The organism is Nodularia chucula CCY0103, assembly GCF_963923915.1.
GTDB classification, from domain to species: Bacteria; Cyanobacteriota; Cyanobacteriia; order Cyanobacteriales; family Nostocaceae; genus Nodularia; species Nodularia chucula.
Map to the genome: position 1 here is coordinate 1 of NZ_CAWUOL010000142.1, position 8,287 is coordinate 8,287.

Below are 8,287 nucleotides of genomic sequence, written 5' to 3' on the forward strand. Positions count from 1 at the left end.
AACTGGTTTGCTAATTGCTGCTACTGTACCTCATAACAGCCGGAAACGCTGTATCTTGAGCAAATCTTAAAAATTTCCATTCTTCACGATTCAGGTCTGACTTTTTTTCACTCAATCCCTCTTTGTAATTCTGCATTAAGTTCATAATCCATTTCCCCTCAAAAATAGAAGAAGAATATGGAGGATTTCCCATAATAAGCATTATGGGTTTGTTTTGTTTAATTTCTAAAGCAGCTTCACCTTCTTGTGCAATAAATTCTTCAAAAGGAATTTCTGGTTTATCTGGTGCGGCTTGTTCAAGCGCATTGGTTAGATAAACACCTAACCGATTTCCATTATCACATCTATACCCAGTCTCTTCTAAAAACAGCCCTATCTTCAGATGCGCGATCGCATATGGAGCCATCAATAACTCAAAACCGAATATCCTGGGTAATAACCTTTCCTTGACATAACCAGACCAAGACTTATCAGCCAATCCTTCAGTAAGTGCTTCTGGTGACTCCTGAAAACGTTCATATATGAGTTTACAAATCCATAATAAAAACGTACCGGTACCACAAGCAGGGTCAAGAATCATTACTTTTGGATCTGCCAAACCCAAAGGTTTATTAAACTTTTCCTTCACTAAAATATCTACAGAACGCACCATGTAAGAAACCACAGGTTCAGGTGTATAGTAAACCCCCCGACGTTCTCGCATCTGTGGTTTGTATGCTGCTAAGAAATCTTCATAGAACCGAATTACAATATCTTCCCGGTTCATATTTATTTCAAAATCTGACAGAATAGCTTTCATCTCGGTAGCACGGAGGATACCAAAAATCTCTGCGATCGCTCCTATCAACTCATCACCCAATTCCTCAGCACTGCGTTCTGAAACATCCTTAAACAACTTACGAAGAAATGGATTTGTTTCTGGTAACTGCTGCCAAGCTGTTTGACGGTCAAAAAGGGTTTCTTTTTTCCGCCCTTCTCTCTTATCTCTCACATGACCAAATACCCTAGCTGTAAATAAAGCATAGGCAATAGTTTGAGCATAGATATCAGCAAAACTGTAATCCTTCGGATTATCTGAACTTAGCTTGAGGGAGGGCAATAATTCTCGTTGAAAACTCTTGAGTAAATTATGCAAATATCCGTCTTCTTGCTCTTGCTTATAAACCTGGGGTATAACCTTTTCAATGCGGAGAGCTGCTTCTGCTAACCGTTGCGCCAATTCCTTTGCGGTCTTAATCGGTTCATAGAATACCCACTCCACCAAAGGAACAGACATCAGCCCCCTGGCTGCAATGGGTAATTCACCTTGTCTGAGACGCTTTAACCGTGTCAATAATTGGTCATCATTCCAATCAAAAGTTTGAATTTGCTGTTGACGCAATCCGCCTTCACTGGGAAGTATTAACGGTACTCTGCCAGATGCTTCTTCGGTAGGTAACAGCAAATACATCACTGGCTGCTGTTCAGCTATTCGGGTTGTGTAATGTCCGTAAATTTCTTGTTGCTGCTCTTTGGCAGTTAAAAATCTTCTAGCTTCTTGGTCTGTTACATCTGCAAGTTCATCATAAAAACCAACCGCGACGGGGCAAGTTTCCGCAGCTTCATTTTCATCATCACCAGGGCGCAAATACCAAAACTGTGAACCTTCTGGGTCAAGTTCTTTCACTGGATATCCCAACAGCTGCCGTAGTGCCTCAACACGACTGTTTTTGTCCTTGCCTTTCATAACTACTTGCAACTGTTCTGATGTGAAATCTGCTGTGAAAATCATTAATGCACCCTATCCACAAATTAATTAGTCAATTCAAATAGCGATCACTACACGATAACTTTGTCAAACTGTCAAATACTTCTCTAACAACTCCTTACCCTGTCCCCCCATCTCCTTAAGCTTCTGCTGAATTTTCTCCATTGCGAGTGGTGACGGATTAGAGCGGCCATTTTCCCAACGGTTAATTGTGGGATATGTCACACCCAAATGTGCTGCAAACTGTTCCTGTGTCAGACCAGTCAGCAGGCGAAGTTCGCGGATGAGCTTACCTATCTCCGGCTGTGTGAATACCAAGGGCGGTTTACTGGACATCTGCCTAACCCATGATTTTGATGTAGCAAATAATATATCAATTGCAATCATAAACGCATTTAAACGTAATGACAATGGTTTAAAAGGTTAATTTTTAATGATTACTATTGAGTAAAATGAATACATCTTAAAGATTATTTACAGTAAATTCCACAGTAATCGACATAGGTATTCAATCCCCTGAAATCTTTAATAGGGGAGAGTACATAGCAACTGCAATAGGGGGCAGTACCAAAATATGTAAAACTACATATTAAAACATAAAAAAATTACTGGTAAGTATCTAGGCTTAAGTATTTTAACTATCGGTAAATGACTACATCATTATACACAGGGCTAGAAGATACCTATTCCAATGCAACTTAGCTCACTGAGCATATTTGGAAATTCGTAAGGGAAAAATTGGGACATAGGCACTCCACTCACTAGAAAATTCTTAACGTGAGTTCGAGCGAACTAAAAAAGGGCAGGAGGTAGAGCCGGCAAATCTTTTGGGTAAATGTCAATTTCAATTCAAGAGATAGATGAGGATGATCTCAAATGTAATCCCTTTTCACTCTGAATTTACAGGTGTGCTTGTCAAGCACTCAGGGTTTTGTATCCCAGTCAGGAGGGTGACTTCCTGGCTTAGCCATCCAGGTAAGGGCAGCTTTAGGGTAGACAGATAAAAGCCTTTCACTCCTGCTGAGACAAGATAAAGAAATGAAACTGCTGCAAGTTTCGTTATGTTTATAGCCCGGAAAAATAAATTTAACAGACTACTAGTTACTAGGAAAAGTTAATCTGAACAATCATATCGTTATAATCTTTGTCACCTCCATTAAATAAATCTTCAAAACCAAAGGTGTTATCTCCAAGTTGACGAACATGATCTACACCATCTGGGTTAGCACCCATGAAAGCAAAATAAGCTAGTGAACCATTTCCTAGAGTGTTATTGGGATTATTAGCCAAAAAAGACTCACGGGAACTATTAGCAATTAGATAAGGAGCAAGAAGTCCCTGTAATTGTGCAGAATCTATACCATCACGAGTAAAGTGGGTAACACTACGTTGTGCGATCGCCGCTTCAGCATAACCTGCATCTCCTGGTTTTAAATTACCAATCAGTCCGGTTTCATCATCCACAAGATACCAGCCAACAGTATTGTTATAAGCGGCTTCACTAGCTACTTTAAAGCTGGCTTCTAGTGTGCCTAAATTTCTCAAATCAATCAGTTCTACTCTTCCTTGCAATCCTGTCCCTGGAGGGGTAGATGTTTCATTTGCGACCTGCACATTGAGTACAAGATCATTAAAGACATTATCACTACTGTTGAGGGTATCTTTCCAGGACAGGGTAAAAGCTTCGTTATTCAAGTCAGAAACCTGGAGAGGATCAAAACCATTGCTGTTGGCAGAAGGAATAGCAAACAAGACATTTGCAGGTGTTTTTCCGGCTGTCAGGTCAGCTAAAACTGTCTCAGTGGTGCTATTTTGGACTAAGTAAAAAATCAGGTTATCGCTTCCTGCAAAATTGAGTTGACGAGTAAAGTTAACACCTGGAAGAACGTTATTAGCAAGAGCCGAGAAGATCACTTGGGAATTAGTCAGAGCAGTAGTGAGATAATTGGGATTGTCTGGAGTGATTCCATTAATAGTGCCTTGGTCATCATCAGCAATGAAAACTCCAATTTCGTTGATAGAATTCGTATTTTGTGAAACAAAACTTAGTTGCAGTTGTCTGGTTTGTTCAGGCTTCCCTCCCACATTAAAAACTTGACTGTTGTTACTGTTGTTGAAGTTAGCGACTTCACTGGCAACGGAATTAACGATAATATTGACAGTCGCCGGATTTGAAGTTACTCCACTACTATCTTTGACTGTGTAAGTAAAGCTGTCATTTCCAGAGAAGTTAGTGGTGGGAGTATATGTAATTTCTCCTGTGGTACTATTAACATTAACTGTGCCATTATTGGGGTTAGTTGCTACTTCGACTGTCGTAACGTCTAAGTTATTATCTAAATCACTATCATTATTAAGAACGTTAATTACAACAGCTGTATCTTCCTGGGTTGTTGCAATGTCATCTGTAGCAACAGGAGTATTATTGGCTATAACCTTCTCCACTACAGTGGTATCTAGAATAACGAAATCATTGTTTGCATTTGGGTCAAAGGTATCACTGAAAATCTGACTTCGGCTGCTAATAACTCCTGTGGTACTGGGTGCAGTAACAGTAATTTCCACAGTTGTAGTGGCGCTACTGGCTAAGTTACCCAAGTCAAAGTTGAGAGTACCTTCTGATTGATTAGTAGGAGTTAAGCTGGCTGAAACAAAGGTCACTCCATCGCCTAATGTTTCTGTGAGGTTAATGCCTTGGGATTCTATTGTACCGTTGTTAGTAATAGTAATTGTGTAGGTTAGACTATCACCAATTTGAACTGAATCCGCACTGGCAGTTTTTGTAATTACTAAATCAGCTTGGGCGGTGATTTCAACAGAGGTGGGAGAATAGGCAAAAACTGGCGCGTGGTTATCGTCAAGAGCCATTGCATAAACGTAGTACGTACCGGGAGCAACACCTTGGCTATTCCAGGTGAAAGTATCTGCACCATCTAGTTCTTGAAGACCACTGGCTATGAAAATACCATCATTTCCTGTCGCATCATCGTCATAAAATAGGCTAATTTGAGCTTCAGAATCAGGATCTGTGGCAGTATAATTTATAGTAATTTCTGAAGCATCCGCATTAGAACTAATACTGTTTATTTCCAGAACGGGTCTTTCTGAATCTCGAAAAGCACTGTATTGAACATCACCTAAACCAGTACCATCAACTACATTAATATCCCAGATACCTGCTTCTGGATTTGCAACTACTACAGCGCGAGTTGTAGAACCACTGAGAGTTTCAATTATGGCTATGTCACTGCTATTAGCAAAGTCTGATTCTTGAAGAATAGTACCATCAGGTTTTATGATTTGGACTTGGACATTTTCGGAAGCAGTATCCCAGTTAGCATTGAAAATAACCCAACTTGTACTGGTATCAACTTGAAAACTGTTAATTTCTACTAGAAAGCTACCAAGATTGGCTTCCACTGTACCATCTAAAAAGACTTTGAATGCAACCTCTTGATTACCAATAATAGGAACATCAATTTTACCTGAGCTACGGATGAAGTCATTACTCAAGTTATTGTCATTAGTAAATTCAATAACTGCATTTGCAGATATCAGTTCTTGTCCACCAAAATTTATTTCTTTCTTGACCTTGCCAAACAAAAGAGTATCAGCTTCAAACTCAAGGTTAACATTAGGAGCTTTAACAGTTGCACCGAAGGATAAACCAAAGTCGAAGTTAGAAGTAGCGTTTAACTCACCCTGACCATTAATGATATCACCAATAGATAGATTGATATTTGCATCTAATAATTTTTCATTCAATTTGAGGGTAGCATCACCTTGACCCGTAGCTAACCCTCCTAGTAACTTAACACTACCATTACCTTGAATTTGATTTGTGTTCAAACTACCTGTTAAATCTAATTCGAGTAATGACCCAGAGAAATTAGTAGCACCTGCTAACCAAGAGGGAACAGATACGTTTATTTCTGGTCCAGCAGTTAATCCTAGTCCACCAGTAAATTCAATGGGATCTGCATCTGAGGGAGCAATATTATCAATTTGTCCATTAATGCCTTGTAAGAAGGCTCCAGTTGTACCTATGGGACGATTGAGTTCATCTACTGCTAGGGATAAGTAATTAAATTCACCATTGATAAAGCCAATTCCACCTCCTATTGCTATACCAGTAGGAATCAGAACTAAACCATCACCTTTTATTTCATTACTAATTGTATCGAAATACAAACTAGCTGTTTTTACTTCCCAGACATTCTCAACTATGGAAATGTTTTCAACAGAAATAGAACCTACTAAATCAACTACTAGGTTATTATCGGCATCATAAGCTAACTTAATGAAATTATCATTAGCAAAGTTACCCGTGACATTGTAGATAGTGGGAATGGAAACTATACCTTGTAGCTTCAGGAACTTATCAGGCTGTTCTACATAAATAGCGCCCAAATCAGTCGCTTCCACATCCAAGCGATTTAGAATTTTAAAGTTGATGTCAGGCAATTTAACTGAGCCACCTGTATCTTGATCATCAGTAATTCCTAGATCGTCTATAATTGGAATTAATTGTTGTCCAATTTGTTGACGTGTATTTTCAGTGGTGATACGAAATAACAGAGAAGAAACTAATTCTTGTGTTTCTGGAAATGAATCTGTAAGGAGAAATGATCCCAGAAGAAAATTAAAAAACTCTATATCTGAAAAAGCATAAGTAAAGTAATCACTATTCAGACTATCAACAGAGTTAAATACTTGTGAAGCAATCTCTAATGGCTTAAATAATTTTGTGTTTTGCTCTGTCGAATCATAGTTAACTTCGTTCGCAAGAATGGGATTTAAGTGTTTATTAAAAGTACCACTTCTGACATAATCTAAAAACCCTGTATATCTAAATATTTCATACTGCCCATCAATAAAATCGTCACCCCCAAGACTTACTAAATCTCCAGAAACGATATAATGCTTAACCTCACCTGCTTCTGTGGGGTCAAATTTAATTGCCCATTCTTGAGAAATACCTGGGGCATTAAATGTGAAAATGTCACCTAGTAGTTTGTTTTCATTTTCATAAGTAAAGTCTGCTGCAAAAAATTGTGCTAAAGCTCCTCCTAAACTGTGACCAACAATATTCGGTTGATCATATTTACCTAGCCATTGATTAATTTCAGTCCGTGCTGATAAAAATTGGTTAAATCCAATCCCTTCTGCATTTACATCAGCAAAAATATCTGCTAGAAAGTTTGTGGTTGGTTCTGTACCACGAAGAACTAAGACAGGTTCAAATGTTTCTGATATTAAGCCCAAGCCATATAAACCTGTGTCATTTTTAATGACGCTATCTACAGTATAGTTATATCCATAAAAACTAATTGATTCATTAATTTCCCAATCCTTATACCCAATATCTTTGGCTAAGAACTCGTAGATATCAGGAGTGAGTGATGTAAGTGTTATGTCATTATCAACTATGACTAAACTGGCTGTTGTTTGACTTCCAAGAGTTGCGCCACCAGTGGGATTAGTTAGAGCTAAGTTAATGCTTTCGTTAGATTCGACTATAGAATCATCAACAATCGGAATTTGGATAATCTTGGATGTTGTATCTCCAGCAGCAAAGGTAACTGTTATCGGTGTGTTATCGTAGCCGTCTACTGGAGTAGCAGTTCCATTGCTAAGGGTAACTGTAGCACTGACTTCCCCATCACTTCCTCCACTACGTGTGACGGTAACGGCTACAATAGCTTCACCATTCTCATTGACTCGAAACTCAGAATTGCTAAAGCTAAGGATACCAGGATTGTTTTGATAATTGATATCTTGAATTGTTGCAATACCTTGACTATCAGTTATTTCAATATTTGCATTCGTTGTACTAAGATTTACAAAGAAAGTTTCATCAGATTCAGTTAAAGAGTCTGTTAACGTCTGAACAGTAATTGTTTTGGTTTTGTCACCTGGATTAAAAGTCAGTATTCCACTTGTAAATTCATAATCCAGCCCTGCAATAGCTGTATTATTGGAAGTTGAGTAATTGACTGTTACAGGTTGTGTATTATCTCCTTCAAGTGTGACAGTAAATGTTGCTAATTCTCCCTCAATAACTACAACATCATCATTAATTGACACAGTGAAGTTATCAGCAACGCTTATTTCTGAAGCAAGAATAGATATTTCGTCATAGGGAATTGTGCTATAAGTGCCATTATTATTGGTATATAGTCGGATGATACCGTTATTTTCCGCATCAACACCATAAGCAACCAAGTCTAAATCGCCATCATTATCGTAATCACTCCATTGCACAGAAGATGGATTCCAACCAATAGATGTGTTATCAATAATCGCTTCTGAAAATCCATTACCGTTATTACGATAAATACCAAAAAAATTGGTTATTTGTAAGTCTTGAGTAATTGCGGAACCAGAGTAGAGAATATCTAAATCTCCATCCTGGTCATAATCACCTAAAATAGGAAAACCACTAGAGAAAGAACTGTTTGGTGGAGCAGAAATGGCTAAATTAGCATAGGGAATTGTGCTATAAGTGCCATTATTATTGGTATATAGTCGGATGATACC

3 protein-coding genes are annotated in these 8,287 nt (G+C 38.3%); all 3 read right to left on the reverse strand.

Going from position 1 to position 8,287, the window contains the following annotated elements; genetic code table 11:
- Positions 1–10: 10 nt before the first annotated feature.
- Positions 11–1,771 (reverse strand): N-6 DNA methylase, encoded by a 1,761-nt coding sequence (locus tag ACM0OP_RS23130; protein WP_414530755.1) that lies wholly within the window; start codon positions 1,769–1,771, stop codon positions 11–13.
- A gap of 63 nt (positions 1,772–1,834) precedes the next feature.
- Positions 1,835–2,083, reverse strand: a complete 249-nt coding sequence (locus ACM0OP_RS23135) for a helix-turn-helix domain-containing protein (protein WP_414530756.1) — start codon at positions 2,081–2,083, stop codon at positions 1,835–1,837.
- Between the two features lie 768 nt (positions 2,084–2,851).
- Positions 2,852–8,287, reverse strand: a 5,436-nt coding sequence (locus ACM0OP_RS23140; RefSeq protein WP_414530757.1) for a Calx-beta domain-containing protein, incomplete at its 5' end; no start/stop codon positions are given.

Coding starts and splice junctions, on each gene's coding strand:
- ACM0OP_RS23130 (WP_414530755.1), bottom strand. CDS start 1,771: ATGATTTTCACAGCAGATTTCACATCAGAACAGTTGCAAGTAGTTATG.
- ACM0OP_RS23135 (WP_414530756.1), bottom strand. CDS start 2,083: ATGTCCAGTAAACCGCCCTTGGTATTCACACAGCCGGAGATAGGTAAG.